The following is a 16993-nucleotide window of genomic DNA, read 5'->3' as shown; positions in this document are numbered from 1 at the left end:
CGAAAACTACCTAATGGGAGGGGTGATCGCAACCCACTCATCGTTTGCCAGAAGCAACTATCCAACGGTATAGACCATAGATCTACGGATTCCGTTGCCTCGTCCGGCGCCTGGTCCGCAAACGATATCCAGCTAAAATGCGTTCATGACCCACGACTGGCTGCTCGTGGAGACACTGGGCACCGAGCCTGTCGTGGTCGCACAGGGAACCCAAACCAAGAATCTTGCGCCAATCAGCGCGTTTCTGCGGCGAAATCCGAATCTGATGGCGATTCAGACCGCGATCAGCGAAACTGTGCGCGGCGGAACCGGGCTGAGCAGCATCACCCCGAAACACGACCGCGTAATCCGTACCGAGGTCATCCAAATGACCGACGGCCGAATCCACGGCGTGCACGTATGGTTGGGTCCGCCGGGCGTCGACCCGCCCGAGCGTCCGATCCCCGGCCCCTTGATCTGGGACCTGACCAACGGCGTGGCAACCGACACCCGGGAGTCCTTGCTGAACAGCGGACGTGACCCCGATAAGGAAGCCACGGACGGCCGGGCGTTCGCCGAGGATCTGCCGATGCGGGACCTCAATCCGGGCGAGGCCAAGGTGCTAGCGATGTTGATGAAGCCCGAACCCGGCATCAACTTCTCCAGTACCTGGGATGTCACCGACTTCGATGGCCGGCGGGTCACCGTGGGCTGGGTGGCCCGGGTGCAGCTGGAGGAGGACGATGACGGTTCGGAGCGGCTGATCTGCCGGGCGATGAACTGGCGATGCGATCGGGAGGCGTCGACGGTCCCGCACGACGGATTGGCCGAACGAATTCTCGCCGGTCTGGCAGAACCCGGTGTGCACCGCGCGCTGGTCGACCTCCAGAATTGGAAGCTGCTCAAGTGGCTGGACGAGCCCGCCCCGTTCTACGACTGGCGTGCCCGTGCGACAGGCGATTCGGTCGTTCACCCTGACGACGCCCCTCAGATGGCGAAGATGACAATCGAGTTCGGGACCGGAGGGACCTCGGGCGTGTTGCGGCTGCGCGCCAATGACGGCGGCTGGCCACCGGTGCACGTCACCATCTACCGCGTCGAGCTCGACGCGAAGACGGTCGCCGGGCTGGTGTCGTTGCGGGTACCCACCGATGACGAGAAGCCTTCGAAGAAACGAAAGGCCAACCCACGCAAGGCTAAAGCGGCCAAGTCATGGCCGCCCTCGCACACAGCCGGCTAGTCCCGGCGAAAGAAGTTGGGTACCGGAGCCGGATCCGGATCCTCGTACAGCCGGTGGAAGGTCGGAACGGCGCTGGCCGACATCGGAGGATTCACCCACGACCAGTCGGTGGGAACATCGCGTCCGCAATTCTCTTCGCGGTTGACGAAGTTGGCGAACTGCCGCCCCACTCGATGATGATCGGTGATGGTCACTCCGGCTTGTGCAAAACTGTGCATGACCGCTTCAGTGAGGATCACCATCGCGCGGTCCCGCCACAGATCGTTGCGACCGCGGCTCAAACCGACCGCGTCGGCCACATTGTCGAGTTGATCGTAGCGATCGTGGTCGACAAGGTCACGGGCACCGATCTCGGTGGCCACGAACCAGCCGGTGAACGGTGCCGCCGGATAACGCAGGCCGCCCGAGGCGAGAATCATGTTGCTGACGGCGGGATTCGCGTGCCAGGTGAGGCCGAGGTCGGCGATGTGCGGGTAGTCCGGATGGCTCAGCGCAATGCGCAGTACGGCGCTCTCGGGGACGGGGTACCAGGACAGCTCCCCGTCGACTGACAGGATCAGCGGAAGGACGTCAAACCTGCCGTGGGGTGCCGACCAGCCCAGTTCGATGGCGAGATCGGTCAACTCGACGTTGGCCGGGTCGCCGATGAATCTGTCTTCGCGCCGATAGCCGGCGTAGCCGATGAGTTGCCTGTTCACGATGCTGATGGCCGGCCCGTTGTCGGGTTCGGCGAAGACGGTGATCGTCGGACGCAACTTCCCACCGTTCGTGGACTCCGTCAGATGCGTGATGCATTCGGCGGCAACATCATCAGCCGTTCGGACGTGTCGGGCGTCCCGTAGTTCCAGCGTGTGCCAGATCGCGCGGCCCACGCATCTGCTGTGATTGCGCCACGCCAGGCGTGCGCCGGCAAGCAGTTCGTCGTATGTCTGCAGATAGCTTCCGCGGCTGCGGATTGCCGTCCGCACCGACGATACCCGGCCCGGGGATGCGGCGACGATGTCGCTTTCAAGGAGGGCCAATGCCTCGGCTTCCATTTCACGAGCGGGCAACGTCGCCGGAATCCCCCGGGTCGCAGGCTGTGTGGTCCTGTCGCCGGCGTGTGGGCATTGCGCGAGATACGCTCTCGAAAAGTTGGCCATGACATCTCCTCAGATACTGCTCAGATTCGAGGCATTGGCGGCCTGAAGGCCTGAACGCCCTCTCACTCCAACGCCAAGGGAATGCCGAGGTGTGCCCGTAGGAGTCCCGAATTCGGTGTTAGTTGTGTCTCGTCATACCGCTGAAGAGCGAAGTTGCCTTTATACCAACATTTCCGGCTTGTCGACCACTACGCAGGAGTCGGCAGGATGTTCACAGTGGCCCTGGCGCTGACGCACAGCAGGCAACCGGTCAACCGGGCGTATCGGATGGTCCGGCCCGAGCGGCGGCGCGTGCCGGACCCAGCTCGAGCCGTCCCAGCCCGACCGCGACGTCGACCGAGACGATCACGTCGAGGTCCTCGACGACACAGTTCGCCAGCGAGGTCTGCATGGCGCGTGCTACCGCGGTGGCTTGCGCACATGCGGCTTGGGCACCGGCGGCCAGCCGTGCGGCGCCCGCAAGCGAGGCGAGGTCGGCGGCCGCCTGCGCGCGGTGCCGGGCGACGACGGCCGTGCCGACGAGAACCGCGCCGACCGTCACCGTCAGCAGGACGGTGATCATCGCGACGGCCACCAGGGTGGCCGAACCCTGTTCAGCCGACGCCGGGCTCGATGGCAGCCACCGCCTCCGCCGCGACGGTGACACCCGGTAGAAGCGTCGATCGCGCCGTAATGGTCGCAATGACGAAGCCACCGTCGTTGCGCAGGTGGAGCGCCGCGCCATCTGGTGCGATGCGCTGCGCCGCGGCCGACGCGTCATCACCGCGCGCCGCGAGCCTGGCCGCCTCTCTGGCGGCGTCGACGCACCGAACTTGCATCGACACCGCCGTGAGCCCCGCCACACAGACGAGTAGCACCACCACGAGTGCTGCGATCGCGAACGCCGCCTCGACGGTGACTCCGCCGGCGTCATCGGTCAGACGTTGGTGTTCAGCGCCCGGGTGATGATGTTGGTCAACGCGCTCACGATCGAGTCGCCGGTGATCACCGTGTACAAGATGGCGCCAAAGGCGGCCGCTGCGATGGTGCCGATCGCGTACTCGACGGTGGACATCCCCGTCTGGTCCACGGCCAGCAGGGTCAACCGGTCCTTCAGTGCTCGAATTCTGTCTGCGCCCAACATGTTTCCTCCTCATTTATCTGCGTTTCAGAAGAATCCTGCGCGCCACACATCGCCGGCGAGACCAGCGACGACTGGAACGATCCCCAGGCACACGAATGCCGGCAGGTAGCAAAGCCCCAGCGGCCCGGCGATCAACACCGATGCCCGCTCGGCCGCCGCTGCCGCCGTGTCAGCGGCGTCGTGCCGCGATTGCGCCGCCAACTCCGCCACTCCCAGGGCCAACGCCGTGCCGGATGCCGCGGACCGTCTCGCCAGTCGGAGCAACGCCTCGACATGGGCATCCGGTCGCGAATCGGGATTCGACCAGGCGGTGTCGGGCGCGGCGCCCAATGCCAGCAGGTCCGACGCCCGGCGCAGTAACCGCGCCAACGGTGCAGGCGCCGACTGTGCCGCTGCTGCAGCCGCCGTGGACACCGCCATCCCGGAACGCAGGCACGCCGCCAACACGTCGAAAGTGGACGCCATCGCCAGTGGATCGCCGGAGTCGCGCGGAACCGCTGGCCGCGAGCCCTGCCGGAGTGCTCAGCGCCGCACGGAATTTGCTGCGTTCTGAATCGCCGCCCATGAGTAGGGCCGTCGCGAGAAGCACTGCAGCCAGCGTCATCTCAACTGCCGGGTGATTCGATCGGTCCAGAGCAGGCCGGCGCAGGCCAAGCTGACACCGATGACCAGCAACCAGCCACCCGCACCTCCGGAGAACAAGAAGGTGAGCGGATCCGCGCCGATGAGCTGCCCGAGCCCGATGCCGAGCACCGGTAATCCGGCGAGCACTGCCGCCGTGGTCCGGGCCCCCGCCATTCCAGCCTCGGCTCTGGTCGAAAAGCGTTCCCGCTCAATGATGTCGCGTTGCGCAGTATGCATCAGCGTCCCGATCGCCAGGCCATACGTCTCGGCCAGTTGCCAGCACACCGCCAGCCGCTCCCAGTGCGTGGGCACCGACGACTCCCGGGCAACGCAGCGCAGGCCCTCCCCCACATCGGCGCCCAGCCGCGCCCGCGCGGACACGGCGCGAAGGAAATCAGCGACCGGCCCCGCTGTCTCCGCCGCAGCGGTGTCGAACGCCGCGACGGGGTGGGCTCCCACGCGCAACTCTCCGACGAGGACATCCAACGCGGACTGCAGGGCGGTGGATTCGGCGCCGCGGCGCCGACGTGCACCAGACTGTCGCCTACGCAGGAACACGGTGACCCCGACGAGGGCCGCCGCCGCCACCGCGCCTATCGGTGCGAGAAGGCCCGCAACGACCGCGACGACCCAACCGCCCCATGCGCTCGCTGCCCGTCCGACTGTGCCGGGCATCGGTGCACGCAAGGCCAGACCATCGAGCCTGCGTCGCGACCGATACGGTGCGACCAGCAGCGCCAGCGCCAGTGACAGCGCCGCGGTCGTCACGATCGGTCCCTGAATTCGATCAGTTCGCGCAAATACTCGGCCCCGCAACCGAATCCGGTTCGCCACTGCCAGGCGGTGGCGGCCCGCACCAAGCCGTCGTCCGCACGCCGCAGCACCGCAATCTCGCTCAGCCGACGGGCGCCGGTATGGTCGCGGCCGACGTGCAGGACAACCTGTACCGCGGCGGCGAGCTGACTGTGCAGCCCGGCTCGGTCCAGACCGCCCAGCGCGGCCAGTGCCTCGAGCCGGGCCGGTACCTCCGCGGGGCTGTTCGCGTGCACGGTACCTGCGCCGCCGTCATGGCCCGTGTTGAGGGCGGCGAGCAGGTCGACGACTTCGGCGCCGCGAACTTCACCGACGACGATCCGGTCGGGACGCATGCGCAGGGCCTGCTTCACCAAATCGCGCACGGTCACCTCACCGGCGCCTTCGACGTTGGGGCACCGGGCAACGAGTTTCACCAGATGCGGGTGACGCGGCTCCAATTCGGCCGCGTCCTCCACACAGACGATGCGCTCGTCTGCGGAGACCTCGCTGAGTGCGGCCGCCAGCAGTGTGGTCTTACCGGCGCCGGTCCCGCCCGAGACCAAGAACGCGAGCCGCGCACCGATGATGCCCCGCAGGAGGGCGCCGGACTCCTGCCCAATCGTGCCGATGTGGGTCAGTACGGCCAAATCCTGGTTGGCGGGGCGCAATACCCGCAGCGACAGGCAGGTGCCCGCGGGGGCGATCGGCGGCAGTACCGCGTGCAACCGAACGGTGAACTGCCCGGTGCCAAGGCCGGTCAGCTGGCCGTCGACCCACGGTTGTGCCTCGTCGAGACGGCGCCCTGCCGCGAGCGCCAACCGCTGCGCCAGCCGGCGCACTGCGTCCTCGTCGGCGAATCGAAGCGAGCTGCGGCGCAAACCGTTTCCGTCGTCGACCCACACCTCGTCCGGAGCGGTGACGAGGACATCGGTGGTGCACTCAGCGCATAGCAACGGCTCCAAAAGGCCCGCCCCGGTCAGCTCGGTCTGCAAGACCCGCAGGTTGCTCAGTACCTCGGCGTCACCGAGCACACCACCCGACTCCGCGCGGATCGCGGCGGCCACCACATTCGGACGCAAGGGTGCGGAGTCGGCCGCGAGCCGCTCACGGACCCGGTCGATGAGCGAGACGCTCACGCTGCCACCGCCGGTTGACCGTCGAGCACCGTCAGGACGTGGCGGGCGGCGGAGGTGAGCGGAGATCTGCGCGTCAGCCTGAGCCCTCCGCGTTCCAGGACCTCGTCCATTCGCGATTGAGGCCGCATCGCCGCCAGCAGCGGCAGCTCCACGATCTTCGCCACATCGCACGGGCGAAGGCCACCGGGTGCAGGACCCCGCACGACGACACCGGCGTTCGGATTTATCGCCGACACCCATGGCGCGAGCGCCGCGGTGGCGACACACGATCGAACGTCGGCGGTGGCGAGCACGACGACGAGGTCTGCGCAGTCGAGCGCAGCCTCCGCCGCCGCGGTCGATCTCCTCGGCACATCGCAAATCACCGTCGCGCCGGCCCGGCTGCCCGCGTCGATCACCGCGCTCAGCGGTGCGGCGTCGATATCTCCACCGGAGCGGCTGCCCGACAGGACGCTGACCCCGTGCCGCCGGGGCAGCGCGTCCCTCAGCGCGGCATAGTCCAGCCGACCACCCTGCAGCGTGAGGTCGGGCCAGCGCAGCCCAGTCAGGGATTCGCTGCCGAGGACGAGGTCGATGCCGCCGCTCCACGGATCCGCATCGACGAGCAACGCCTCCGATGCGGTCTGCGCCAACGCCGTGGCGAACACGGACGCACCGGCCCCGCCACGGCCGGCGATCACCGCGACCACCGGGCCCCGGCGTCGACCCCCGCGGCACGAGTCGGCGGCCTCGGACAGTTCGTCCATCAATTCGCCGTCCTGCCCGGGCAGCGCGATGACGTGCTGGGCGCCGACGGCGATGGCCGCCTCCCAGTCGGCGGCCCGAGGAGCGCTCCGGCCGACCAGCACCACCTGCCCGCGCCGCGGCAACGACCGATCGGCACACCGGCGCGCGGCGTCCACGTCGAGCAGGACCGCCACCGCACCTGTCCACACCTTGCGGCTGGAGGGTTCGGCGGCGTGCACCACCGGGACTCCGGCAGCGGCGGCGACACGGTCCACGTCTTCGCGCAGTACCGGGTCAGCGACGAGAGCAAGGATTGCCTGGGCCGTGGTCATGCCACCACCCTGCTGTGGGTGGACGACACCCGGCCACGGGCTCGACAGGGTCTGTGGATAAAACCGCAACTGGGGATGAGTCGCGCAATAGCCGGAGTCCGAAAATCGCGTTCCGCAACTAGGCGAGGACTACCTACTTATCCGCTGGGCGAAGGGTACCCACCAAAAGAGACGACCCCCGCCAGGGGGGGAGGAGGCGGAGGTCGTCGTGTATCAGCCCCGGGGGGTCGGGCTGATGCACACCCGGCATAAGCCGAGTAATGCTCACTATACACACGGCACCTTGCAGCGGCGCAAGTACTGCTTGCCGGGGAAAGCACCCGGTTCCAGGAAAGATTGCAGTCACCGGCACCTGTCGTGAACTGCCAATTTGTACACTCTGTCGAGTCGTGTCACGCAGGGGCCTTTATGCTGAGCCCTGTGGACCCGACTAATCCGGCAGACGCAGGGGCGATGGGTTCCGCGGCGGTGTCGCCGCCGGGTCGGCACGTGCGTACCGCGGCATTCTTTGATCTTGATAAGACGGTCATTGCTAAATCGAGCACATTGGCTTTCAGCAAACCTTTCTTCGACCAAGGGCTAATCAATCGTCGGGCCGTTCTCAAATCCACTTACGCACAGTTCCTGTTCCTGATGTCTGGCGCGGACCACGATCAAATGGACCGGATGCGCTCCTATATCGCCAACATGTGCACCGGCTGGGACGCCGAACAGGTGAAGTCCATCGTCGGTGAGGCGCTGCACGACATCGTCGACCCCCTGGTGTTCGCCGAGGCGGCCGACCTCATCGCGGATCACAAATTATGTGGCCGCGACGTGGTCGTTGTATCGGCGTCCGGCGAGGAAATCGTGGCGCCGATCGCTCGCGCGCTCGGCGCCACCCATGCGATGGCGACCCGAATGGTCGTCGAAGACGGCAAGTACACCGGCGAAATTGCGTTCTACTGCTACGGCGAGGGCAAGGTCGAAGCGGTTCGCCAACTCGCCGCCAGCGAGGGCTACGCGCTGGAACACTGCTACGCCTACTCCGACTCGGTGACCGATCTTCCGATGCTGCAGGCCGTCGGCCACCCGACCGTGGTGAACCCCGATCGTGCGCTGCGCAAAGAAGCCACCTTGCGGGGATGGCCGGTGCTCACCTTCACCAGACCGGTCTCGCTGCGGGACCGCATTCCCGCGCCGTCCGGCGCGGCGATGGCGACCACAGCGGCGGTGGGCGTCAGCGCCCTGGCGGCCGGCGCGCTGACCTATTCACTGCTCCGGCGCTTCGCGTTCTAGAAGCTACTGCCTGTAGTAGCTGGCCCCGGCGGTAACAATCCGACGACACAGGTAGATCTAGGCCTTGATGTGACCGTGGTCACGGAGTACAAAGGAAACCACGGAAGCTTGGCAAGGCCAAGACCGAGCCGGAAGAGAAGGCTCGGCCTCCCGAGTCAGGCTACCCAGCACGGATCCCGGCACCCACGCGGAGCACATGCCGCGGAATAGGTAAAAGTGTTGCGGGCCTGCGTAATTGAGAAAAGCGGACGATCACGACGGTCCTTTGGGTGGGGCCGCAGTCGTAGCGCATCGCAAACGCGCCGAGGTCACCCACGCAACCCCAGAAAGCACGCATGGTAACCGGAGTCCGTGTTGGCGGGCGGCGAGCCGAACGAGTTTCGGAGCGTCGCCCGCTTTTACGTTGCTGGGATCCCCGCTGACGACCTCAGGACGACGCCGGCTGCGCGATCGACAGTGCTTCCCAGGCGCCGGCATGAAGAGCGCGACAGCTCAGCACCAACCAAGCCGTGAGGCCATCGGGCGTGCCCGACGAGAAGCCCTGTGCCGCGGTCCGGTAGTCGCGCGACTGACGCATCCAGTAGACCTCCGGCACGCCGAGACCATGCGGATCGAGACCGCTGGCGATGGTCACCAGCCGCGACACCGCCCGGGCCACGACACCGTCGGCCGTGCCGAACGGCTCCAGGGTCAGCAACTCGCCGTGGACGACCGCGGCCAGCACCGCCGCGGGCACGCTGGTGCCGCCGGTGACGATGTCGGCCAGCAGTTCGAGCCGACGCCCGACGTCGGCGTCTCCGCGGGGCCGTCCGAGATGCTCGTCGTCGGTCAGGTCGGCGGCAGCCAGCGCATGCAGTCGCGCGATGGCCTGCAGCGGAGCCCGCCGCCACACCCCGATCAACGACGTCTCGCCGCCCTCCAGCGCCTCCGAAACCCGCAATGCACCCGCCAGCACGGGATCGGCCTGACCGCCCCGGGACAACTGCAACGGCCCGCCGTCGAGCACCGAGGACGCCCGGGCAGCCCGCAGCGCCGCCTCGGCCGCCGTGGCCGGCCAGCCGCGCAGGTTGGTGCGGTGTCGATGGGCCCGGCCCAACGCCTCACGCGCCTCCTCGCCCGCCTCGGCGACGCCGGGCAGCGCGGCGAGTGGGGCCAACGGATCGGCGGGCGTGGTCACGGCAGCACAGGCTACTGCGTGCGTTCGTAGAGAACGACGAACCGGTCGATCCGCCATAGCTGGGCCATCACGATGAGGGTGGCCCCGAAGATGGTCGGCCAGACCTCGAGCCTGACGAGTCCGTAGGCCAGAAGGACGAAGCCCGCCCCGCCGGCCGAGACCAGCAGGCGGAGCACCGCGCGGTGCTCGGGCGGAACCGCATGACGCTGCTTCAACCAGAGCTTCTCCCCATAGATGCCCTTGGCCGCCCAACCGGTCGGCGTGCGCACCGGTGCGAACACGCGCGGATTCAGCCAGAGCCAGACGATGACCACGGCGATCGGCACCAGACACCACCAGCCAAGCCAGATCCGGCTCCAGATCGCCAGGATCATCAGTGGGATCGCCGCGAACCGCGTCCACACGCTCCACGGGTTCGCATGCCGCTGCCATGCGTCGTCGGTCATCCCGAAAACGCCGGCGATCTTCGACATGATGCCCATCCCCGCATTGTCGCGCCACCCGACCCGGACTTGCCCGGGTCTCGGACATAACCAGGCGAGGCCGGGTGACTACGCTCACAGTTATGTCCGAGATGCACACCGACATTCCGTCCGCCTACCCCCCGCCCGATGATTTCGCCGCGCAGGCCAACGCGACAGAGGAGCTGTACCGCGAGGCCGAAGCGGACAGATTGGCGTTCTGGGGAAAGCAAGCCAACCGGCTCTCGTGGGAGACCCCGTTCACCGAGGTCCTGGACTGGTCGGAGGCACCGGTCGCCAAGTGGTTCGTCGGCGGCAAGCTCAACGTCGCCTACAACTGCGTTGACCGCCACGTCGAGGCGGGAAACGGCGACCGGGTGGCGATCCGGTGGGAAGGTGAGCCGGTCGACGACAGCCGCACCCTGACCTATTCGGAACTGCAGGCTGAGGTCTGCAAGGCCGCCAACGCGCTGACCGATCTCGGGCTGGTCGCCGGCGACCGGGTCGCCATCTACATGCCGATGATCCCCGAGGCGATCGTCGCGATGCTCGCGTGCGCGCGGCTGGGGGTGCTGCATTCCGTCGTGTTCGCCGGCTTCTCCGCGTCAGCCCTCTCGGCCCGTATCGAAGACGCCGAGGCCAAACTCGTCATCACCTCCGACGGTCAGTTCCGGCGCGGTAAAGCGGTGTCGCTGAAAGAGGCGGTGGATGAAGCCGTAGACGGGCAGAAATCCGTCGAGCACGTTCTGGTGGTGCGGCGCACCGGAATTGACGTGGAGTGGACCGACGGCCGCGACCTGTGGTGGCATGAGACTGTAGACGGCGCGTCACCGGAACACAGCCCAGAGGCGTTCGACTCCGAGCATCCGCTGTTCCTGCTCTACACATCGGGCACCACCGGTAAGCCAAAGGGCATCATGCACACCTCGGGTGGCTACCTCACGCAGGCGGCATACACGGTCGACACTGTGTTCGACGTCAAGCCGGAAGCCGATGTGTACTGGTGCACAGCCGATATCGGCTGGGTCACCGGACACACCTACATCGTCTACGGTCCGCTGTCGAACGGTGTCAGCCAGGTGGTGTACGAAGGCACACCCACCTCGCCGAACGAGCACCGGCACTTCGAGGTGATCGAAAAGTACGGCGTTACAATCTATTACACCGCTCCGACGCTGATCCGCACGTTCATGAAACTGGGCCGCAAGATTCCCGACGCACATGACATGTCCAGGCTTCGGCTGCTCGGCTCGGTCGGCGAACCGATCAACCACGAGGCCTGGCGCTGGTACCGGGATGCCTTCGGCGGCAACCGGACTCCGGTCGTCGACACTTGGTGGCAGACCGAGACGGGCGCGATCATGATCTCACCGCTACCCGGGGTGACGGCCGCCAAACCCGGTTCGGCGATGACACCGCTGCCGGGCATCTCGGCGAAGATCGTCGACGAGGAGGGCAAGGACCTGGAGCCCGGCGCCGACGATGCCGAGCACGTGACGGGTTACCTGGTGCTCGACGAGCCGTGGCCGTCGATGCTGCGCGGCATCTGGGGCGACCCTGAACGATTCAAGGAGACTTACTGGTCGCGCTACGCCGACCAAGGTTGGTATTTCGCCGGCGACGGTGCTCGAGTCGACTCCGACGGCAACATCTGGGTGCTCGGGCGTATCGACGATGTGATGAACGTGTCCGGCCACCGGATCTCCACTGCAGAGGTGGAGTCGGCACTTGTCGGACACTCCGGTGTGGCCGAGGCGGCCGTCGTCGGCGCCGCGGATGAGACCACCGGCCAAGGTATCTGCGCGTTCGTGATCCTCGAGTCGCAGGCGCCCGACAACGCCGACATGGTCGAGCAGCTCCGTGAGCAGGTGGCCAAGGAGATCGGGAAAATCGCCCGACCGCGCGAGATCCACGTGGTGCCGGAGCTGCCGAAGACGCGCAGCGGCAAGATCATGCGCCGGTTGCTGCGCGACGTCGCCGAGGGCCGTGAGCTCGGCGATACGTCCACGCTGGTGGATCCCGGCGTGTTCGAGGCAATCCGGGCCAGCAAGTGATCAAGCAGCGTCCGCACCGACCGGGACGAATCCCGAGCCGGGACGGTTCTTGGCGGTGATGTCGGCCAATTGCGTGTTGAACGACATGGTCACCGCCGGTGTGTGCAGCGGGATGTACTTGACGACGCAGGTCGGCAGGTCCTCGCTGAACGCTCCGTGAATCATGCCGACCAGTCGGTTGTTGACGGTCACCGGCGCGCCGGAGTCACCGGGCTGCCCACAGACCTGATTGACGATGGTGCCGGGCTCCTGGCCCGGCCCCCATGTCACCCCGCATGAGTAACCCGTGGTGCGGCCCAGCTTGCAGGCCAAATCGCCGAACACCGGGTCGGGGCCCAACCCGTCGATCTCGAAGCCGTTGATATTGTTGACGGGCCGGACTTTCTGCGGGTCGAACTGGATGACGGCGTAGTCCAGCGCGTCGTTGCCCGCCACCATCGTGCCGAGCACACCGGCAGCCTCGGCACCTTCGGCGGCCACCTTCTCGCCCGGGCCTCCGCAGTGCGCGGAAGTGAAGCCGATCAGGTTGCCCCGGTTGTCGTTCCCGATCGTCGTGAGTGTGCACAGCGTGTCGCCCTCGACCACCAGCCCGGACCCGCCACCCAGCGTCACCGGTTCGTCGGCGTGCGCGACAGGACTGGCTGGGAAAAGAAGCGCGGTCAGGGCCACGATCGCGGCAGACGCCAATCGGCACGGGCCGCTGGTCCTCAAGTGTCTGTCCCCCATCCAGGTTTGCCCGACCCGCCCATCGATTCAGTCCGCACAGTCTAACGTCGGCCGGAATCGTTTCGGGCGGCGCCACATGGCAACATGAACCGCGACTGACATAGATGCGGGGAGGAACTGTCCGTGAGCGATCGCAGGAATGGCGTACCCACCACCGTGACCTCGATACCGCTGGTTGATCCGCACGCCGCCAAGGCCGACCCGTCCATCGGTGACCTCGTCAAGGATGCGACCACCCAGGTGTCGACGCTGGTGAGGGCCGAGGTGGAGCTGGCCAAGGCAGAGATCACCCGCGACGTCAAGAAGGGCCTCACGGGCAGCGTCTACTTCATCCTGGCGCTGGTTGTCTTGTTCTACTCCACGTTCTTTTTCTTCTTCTTCGTCGCCGAGTTGCTCGACACCTGGTTGTGGCGGTGGGTCGCGTTCCTGATCGTCTTCGGTGTCATGGTGTTGACCACCGGGCTGCTGGCGTTGCTCGGCTATCTGAAGGTGCGGCGTATCCGGGGACCACAGCAGACCATCGAATCGGTCAAAGAGATCCCCGAGGCGCTCACCCCCGGACACGACAGGGCCGCCAAGTCGATCGCATCGGCCGACGGCGGTAAGCCCGCCTCGACCGCAGACCCGTCGGGCTGGTAATGATCCCGCCCGACCCGTCGGTGGTGCGCATCGACGGTCCGTGGCGTCATCTCGAGGTACATGCCAACGGGATTCGCTTCCATGTCGTGGAGGCGGACGCCCCCGACGCGCCCACCCGACCGGTCACCGACCGGCCGCTGGTCATCCTCCTGCACGGCTTCGCATCGTTCTGGTGGTCGTGGCGTCACCAGCTCAGGGGCCTGAACGGAGCGAGGGTGGTGGCCGTCGACCTGCGGGGCTACGGCGGCAGCGACAAGCCGCCCCGCGGCTATGACGGCTGGACGCTGGCCGGTGACACCGCCGGGTTGGTCCGCGCGCTCGGCCACGGGTCTGCGACGCTGGTCGGGCACGCCGACGGAGGTCTCGTCTGTTGGGCGACCTCGGTGCTGCACCCCCGCGTGGTCCGCGCGATCGCGGTGGTCAGCTCACCGCATCCCGTGGCGCTGCGCGCATCCGCGCTGTCACGCCGCGACCAGGGCATCGCGCTGCTGCCGTCGATGCTGCGCCATCAGGTGCCGATGTGGCCGGAACGCGCCCTGACCCGCAACAACGCCGAGGAGCTCGAGCGTCTGGTTCGTTCCCGCGCCAGCGGCAAATGGCTTGCTTCGGAGGACTTCTCGGAGACCATCGGCCACATGCGCCAGGCCATCCGGATCCCGTCGGCCGCCCACTCGGCACTGGAGTATCAACGCTGGGCGGTGCGTAGCCAACTCCGCGGCGAAGGCCGTCGGTTCATGCGGTCGATGAAGCGGCCGCTGGGAGTGCCGGTCCTGCACCTTCGGGGCGACGCCGATCCTTACGTCCTGGCGGACCCGGTGTATCGCACTCAGCGCTACGCACCGCACGGACGGTATGTATCGATCGCGGACGCCGGACATTTTGGACACGAAGAAGCACCGGACGTGGTCAACGAACAGCTGTCGCGCTTCCTGACGCAGGTGTACGGCTAGCTACCGACGCACACACCGGTGGGCACCCGCTGAGTGCTTCCCACCGTGGCCATCTGGCGCGAGACCTCGCTCGCCGTCAGCACGAAGCCGGTATCGGCGTCGTCGACCGCGGCGCCGAACACCACGCCCAGCACCTTTCCGTTCCGATCGATCATCGGGCCACCCGAATTCCCTTGCCGCACTGTACCTCTGATGGTGTACACCTCACGGCTGACAGTGGTGGTCCGGTAGATGTCGGGGCCCTTGAGCTCGATGGTCTCGCGGACCCGAGCGGGTGTGGCGGCGAAGTCTCCGCCACCGGGATAACCCATCACGATGCCGTCAGTGCCCGTGGCCGCCGGGGCGTCGTCGAACGTCAGCGGCGCGGCAGGCAGATTGGGCACATCGAGGATCGAGACGTCCTCCTGGGGATCGTAGGAGACCACCCCCGCGTCGTAGGTCTGCCCGTCGGCCTCGACCGTGACGCTGTCGGAGCCGGCAACCACGTGAGCGTTCGACATCACCCGGTTCGGGGCGACCACAAAGCCGCTGCCCTCCAACACCTTCTGGCAACTGGGCGCGACGCCGCGGATCTTCACCACACTGGGCCGCGTCGCGGCCACCACCGGGTCGCCGATCAGTGCGGCATCCGGTGCGTCGACCGCGACGATCGGGGTCCTGCCGAACGGTTGCAAAACTTGCGGCAGGCCCGAGGTGTTGAGCAGCGCCGACAGCCTCGTCGGCACGGATCTCAGCCACGGCGGTGCCAACTGATCGACCTGGCCCAGCACCTTCGACCCGCGCACCGCGGCGGCGAGGTTCGGCTGATCTGACGAGGTGAGTGGCGTGGCCAGCAGCCAGGCGGCCACCAGCACCGCGATCAGCTGCAGGCCCACCCCGATCACCGAATCGAACGTGCGCAGCGAGCGATGGCGGATCGCGCCGCGAACCGCACGGCCCAGCACGACGCCGGCGATCTCGCCGATCACGACCAGTGCCAGTATCAAGAACAGCGTCACGAAGAGCTTCGTGCGGGCGCCGGTGATGTTGCTGACCACGTGGGGCGCCAGCAGAACCCCGGCCACCGCGCCGAGCACCACCCCGACGAACGACAGCAACGAGCCCAGCGCCCCCGAACGCCAACCGGAGATGGCGGCGACGAGCGCCACCGCGAGAACGGCGATATCGAGCCACTGTGACGATGTCATTATTGGGCTTCACCGTAGCTGCCGTCGTGGCCGACGAGGGCCATTGCCTCCTCGACTTCACGCACGTCGTCGGTGTTCCACGGTTGCGCCCAGCCTGCCACGTCGAGCATCGCCGAGATCACCTGGCCGGTGAACCCCCACACCAGCATCTCGTTGAGCAGGAACGCCGGGCCGGCGGATCGAGCGGTGTTCTCCTTGCGGTACACCATGATCCGGTTCTCCGGGTTGATGAATGCGCGCACCGGAACCCGCGCCACGAGCGCGGTTTCGGATTCGTCGACGACGGCCACCGGCCCGGGATCGGACGAGTAGGCGAGCACGGGCACGACCTGAAAGCCCGACGGCGGGATGAACATCCGCTCCAGGGTGGCCAGCGGCTGAAGCCTGCCGATATCGATGCCGGTCTCCTCACGGGCCTCGCGCAGTGCGGTGGACACCGGGCCATCGTCCCCGGGATCGGCCGCACCCCCCGGGAACGCGGCCTGCCCGGCGTGGTGCCGCAGGGTCGATGCCCGCACCGTCACCAACAGGTCGGCGTCATGGGGCAGGCCGCCCGACGGGCAATTCTGTGGGCCGGAGAAGAGCACCAGCACCGCGGCGTCGCGGCCGCCGTTGAGTGCGGCCTTGGCGCTGGCCGCCATCACCATCGCGAGAACTTCCGGCGGCACCCGGCGCCGATAGACCTTCTTCACTCGGTCGGCGTTGTCGACCAGCGGTTTGAGCCACGGCGGCGCAGCGTCGGGGGCGAGCTCACCCTCTTCGCTGACCCAGCTCACGCCGACGCTCCTATCTGTGGGTCGACCGCCGCGGCGATCTCGTCGGCGGTTGCGAAAGACCGTGCCAGAACTTCGGCAACGCTACCGTCCGCGCGCAGCACCACGGTCGCGGGCATCACGTTGGGGACCCGCAGAGCGGCGGCGATCAGCCGGCGGCCGTCCTGCAGGGTGGGCAACCGAACACCGAGCTCAGCGAGCCGCAACAGGGCGGCCGTCTCGTTTTCGTCCTGGTGCACGGTCAGCACGGTCACGGCCGGGCCGACCCGGCGCTGATACTCCGCCATCGCGGGCAGTTCCTGTGCGCACGGTGCGCACCAGTAAGCCCACAGGTTGAGCACCGTCGCCCTGCCGGCGACCGCCTCGGCGACGTGGACCATCGTTCCGTCGCCGGCGCATTCCAGTGAGATGCCGTGCAGGGCCGCCGGGCCGGCACCGGTTCCTGACGGCGGGCAGGGCTCGAGGTCGGCGCCGGCACGTGGCCCCGCCAGCGCCTCGACGGTGTCGGCGTCGCGGTGGTCCCGGGCGGGCGCAGGCGCGCGAGATCCGGAGGGTGCGGCGTCGTCGCCCAACTGCTGCCAGAGCGCCACCCCGAGGGCGACGACGATGACCATCACCGCGACGGTCCAGCGGGTCGACGTGCTCATGAGC

Annotated in this window: 18 protein-coding genes and 1 pseudogene; 5 read left to right on the top strand and 14 right to left on the bottom strand. The window is 67.4% G+C overall.

The features are described from left to right. Nucleotides 1-145: 145 nt before the first annotated feature. Nucleotides 146-1219: a PAS domain-containing protein gene (locus ACVWWN_RS08210; protein WP_457143445.1), complete on the top strand. Its 1074-nt coding sequence runs from the start codon at nt 146-148 to the stop codon at nt 1217-1219. Here the strand turns inward: ACVWWN_RS08210 and ACVWWN_RS08205 are convergent. The 8 genes and pseudogenes from ACVWWN_RS08205 to ssd all read right to left on the bottom strand — a co-directional run bounded on the left by ACVWWN_RS08205 (nt 1216) and on the right by ssd (nt 7097). Next, a complete protein-coding gene (locus ACVWWN_RS08205) occupies nt 1216-2361 on the bottom strand; it encodes a nitric oxide synthase oxygenase (RefSeq protein ID WP_457143444.1) in 1146 nt (381 codons plus the stop codon). The two genes, ACVWWN_RS08210 and ACVWWN_RS08205, sit on opposite strands and share 4 nt — an antisense overlap. A gap of 250 nt (nt 2362-2611) precedes the next feature. After that, nucleotides 2612-3007 carry an Rv3654c family TadE-like protein gene (locus ACVWWN_RS08200; protein ID WP_457143443.1) on the bottom strand — a complete coding sequence of 132 codons (396 nt, stop codon included), beginning with the start codon at nt 3005-3007 and terminating at the stop codon, nt 2612-2614. After that, the gene (locus tag ACVWWN_RS08195) at nt 2955-3281 is read right to left on the bottom strand and encodes a TadE family type IV pilus minor pilin (RefSeq protein WP_457149051.1); all 327 of its coding nucleotides are present in this window, start codon (nt 3279-3281) and stop codon (nt 2955-2957) included. Before ACVWWN_RS08195 ends, ACVWWN_RS08200 begins: the two co-directional genes overlap by 53 nt. Continuing rightward, the gene (locus ACVWWN_RS08190; RefSeq protein ID WP_457143442.1) at nt 3278-3484 is read right to left on the bottom strand and encodes a DUF4244 domain-containing protein; all 207 of its coding nucleotides are present in this window, start codon (nt 3482-3484) and stop codon (nt 3278-3280) included. Before ACVWWN_RS08190 ends, ACVWWN_RS08195 begins: the two co-directional genes overlap by 4 nt. 24 nt (nt 3485-3508) lie before the next feature. Next, nucleotides 3509-4088: pseudogene (locus tag ACVWWN_RS08185) on the bottom strand (type II secretion system F family protein). Continuing rightward, complete coding sequence (locus tag ACVWWN_RS08180; protein WP_457143441.1) at nt 4085-4876, bottom strand: type II secretion system F family protein; 792 nt, start codon at nt 4874-4876, stop codon at nt 4085-4087. The pseudogene ACVWWN_RS08185 and the gene ACVWWN_RS08180 overlap by 4 nt, the downstream one beginning before the upstream one ends. After that, on the bottom strand, nt 4873-6039 hold the full coding sequence (locus ACVWWN_RS08175; protein WP_457143440.1) for a TadA family conjugal transfer-associated ATPase: 1167 nt from the start codon (nt 6037-6039) through the stop codon (nt 4873-4875). The genes ACVWWN_RS08180 and ACVWWN_RS08175 overlap by 4 nt, the downstream gene beginning before the upstream one ends. After that, nucleotides 6036-7097, bottom strand: coding sequence for a septum site-determining protein Ssd (gene ssd, locus ACVWWN_RS08170; protein ID WP_457143439.1), 1062 nt, complete (start codon nt 7095-7097; stop codon nt 6036-6038). Before ssd ends, ACVWWN_RS08175 begins: the two co-directional genes overlap by 4 nt. A gap of 453 nt (nt 7098-7550) precedes the next feature. On the opposite strand from ssd, the gene ACVWWN_RS08165 reads away from it, so the two are divergent. Then, nucleotides 7551-8375 (top strand): HAD-IB family hydrolase, encoded by an 825-nt coding sequence (locus tag ACVWWN_RS08165; protein ID WP_457149050.1) that lies wholly within the window; start codon nt 7551-7553, stop codon nt 8373-8375. A 427-nt stretch (nt 8376-8802) separates the two neighbouring features. Here the strand turns inward: ACVWWN_RS08165 and ACVWWN_RS08160 are convergent, their stop codons facing one another. Both ACVWWN_RS08160 and ACVWWN_RS08155 read right to left on the bottom strand, forming a co-directional pair. Next, nucleotides 8803-9552 (bottom strand): oxidoreductase, encoded by a 750-nt coding sequence (locus ACVWWN_RS08160; protein ID WP_457143438.1) that lies wholly within the window; start codon nt 9550-9552, stop codon nt 8803-8805. Between the two features lie 11 nt (nt 9553-9563). Then, nucleotides 9564-10034 carry a DUF6653 family protein gene (locus ACVWWN_RS08155; protein ID WP_457143437.1) on the bottom strand — a complete coding sequence of 157 codons (471 nt, stop codon included), beginning with the start codon at nt 10032-10034 and terminating at the stop codon, nt 9564-9566. A gap of 83 nt (nt 10035-10117) precedes the next feature. Here ACVWWN_RS08155 and acs point away from each other — a divergent pair, with 83 nt between their 5' ends. Further along, nucleotides 10118-12067, top strand: coding sequence for an acetate--CoA ligase (gene acs, locus ACVWWN_RS08150; protein WP_457143436.1), 1950 nt, complete (start codon nt 10118-10120; stop codon nt 12065-12067). Here acs and ACVWWN_RS08145 read toward each other — a convergent pair whose 3' ends face one another. Next, entirely contained in the window at nt 12068-12793 is a 726-nt protein-coding gene (locus ACVWWN_RS08145) for a serine protease (RefSeq protein ID WP_457143435.1), read from the bottom strand. Nucleotides 12794-12910: 117 nt separating this feature from the next. Here ACVWWN_RS08145 and ACVWWN_RS08140 point away from each other — a divergent pair, with 117 nt between their 5' ends. After that, nucleotides 12911-13432, top strand: coding sequence for a phage holin family protein (locus ACVWWN_RS08140; RefSeq protein ID WP_457149049.1), 522 nt, complete (start codon nt 12911-12913; stop codon nt 13430-13432). After that, on the top strand, nt 13432-14382 hold the full coding sequence (locus tag ACVWWN_RS08135; protein WP_457143434.1) for an alpha/beta fold hydrolase: 951 nt from the start codon (nt 13432-13434) through the stop codon (nt 14380-14382). Before ACVWWN_RS08140 ends, ACVWWN_RS08135 begins: the two co-directional genes overlap by 1 nt. On the opposite strand, the gene marP is transcribed toward ACVWWN_RS08135, so the two are convergent. From marP to ACVWWN_RS08120, 3 genes are read right to left on the bottom strand one after another with little or no spacing between them, the layout of a single operon-like run. After that, nucleotides 14379-15569, bottom strand: a complete 1191-nt coding sequence (gene marP, locus ACVWWN_RS08130; RefSeq protein ID WP_457143433.1) for an acid resistance serine protease MarP — start codon at nt 15567-15569, stop codon at nt 14379-14381. The two genes, ACVWWN_RS08135 and marP, sit on opposite strands and share 4 nt — an antisense overlap. Then, nucleotides 15569-16345: an NUDIX hydrolase gene (locus tag ACVWWN_RS08125; protein WP_457143432.1), complete on the bottom strand. Its 777-nt coding sequence runs from the start codon at nt 16343-16345 to the stop codon at nt 15569-15571. Before ACVWWN_RS08125 ends, marP begins: the two co-directional genes overlap by 1 nt. Then, nucleotides 16342-16989 carry a TlpA family protein disulfide reductase gene (locus ACVWWN_RS08120; RefSeq protein ID WP_457143431.1) on the bottom strand — a complete coding sequence of 216 codons (648 nt, stop codon included), beginning with the start codon at nt 16987-16989 and terminating at the stop codon, nt 16342-16344. Before ACVWWN_RS08120 ends, ACVWWN_RS08125 begins: the two co-directional genes overlap by 4 nt. Between the last annotated feature and the right edge of the window lie 4 nt (nt 16990-16993).

This window comes from Mycobacterium sp. URHB0021, from assembly GCF_054057895.1.
The sequence above is the reverse complement of the archived record's forward strand: the minus strand, read 5'-3'. Positions and strand labels throughout refer to the sequence as shown.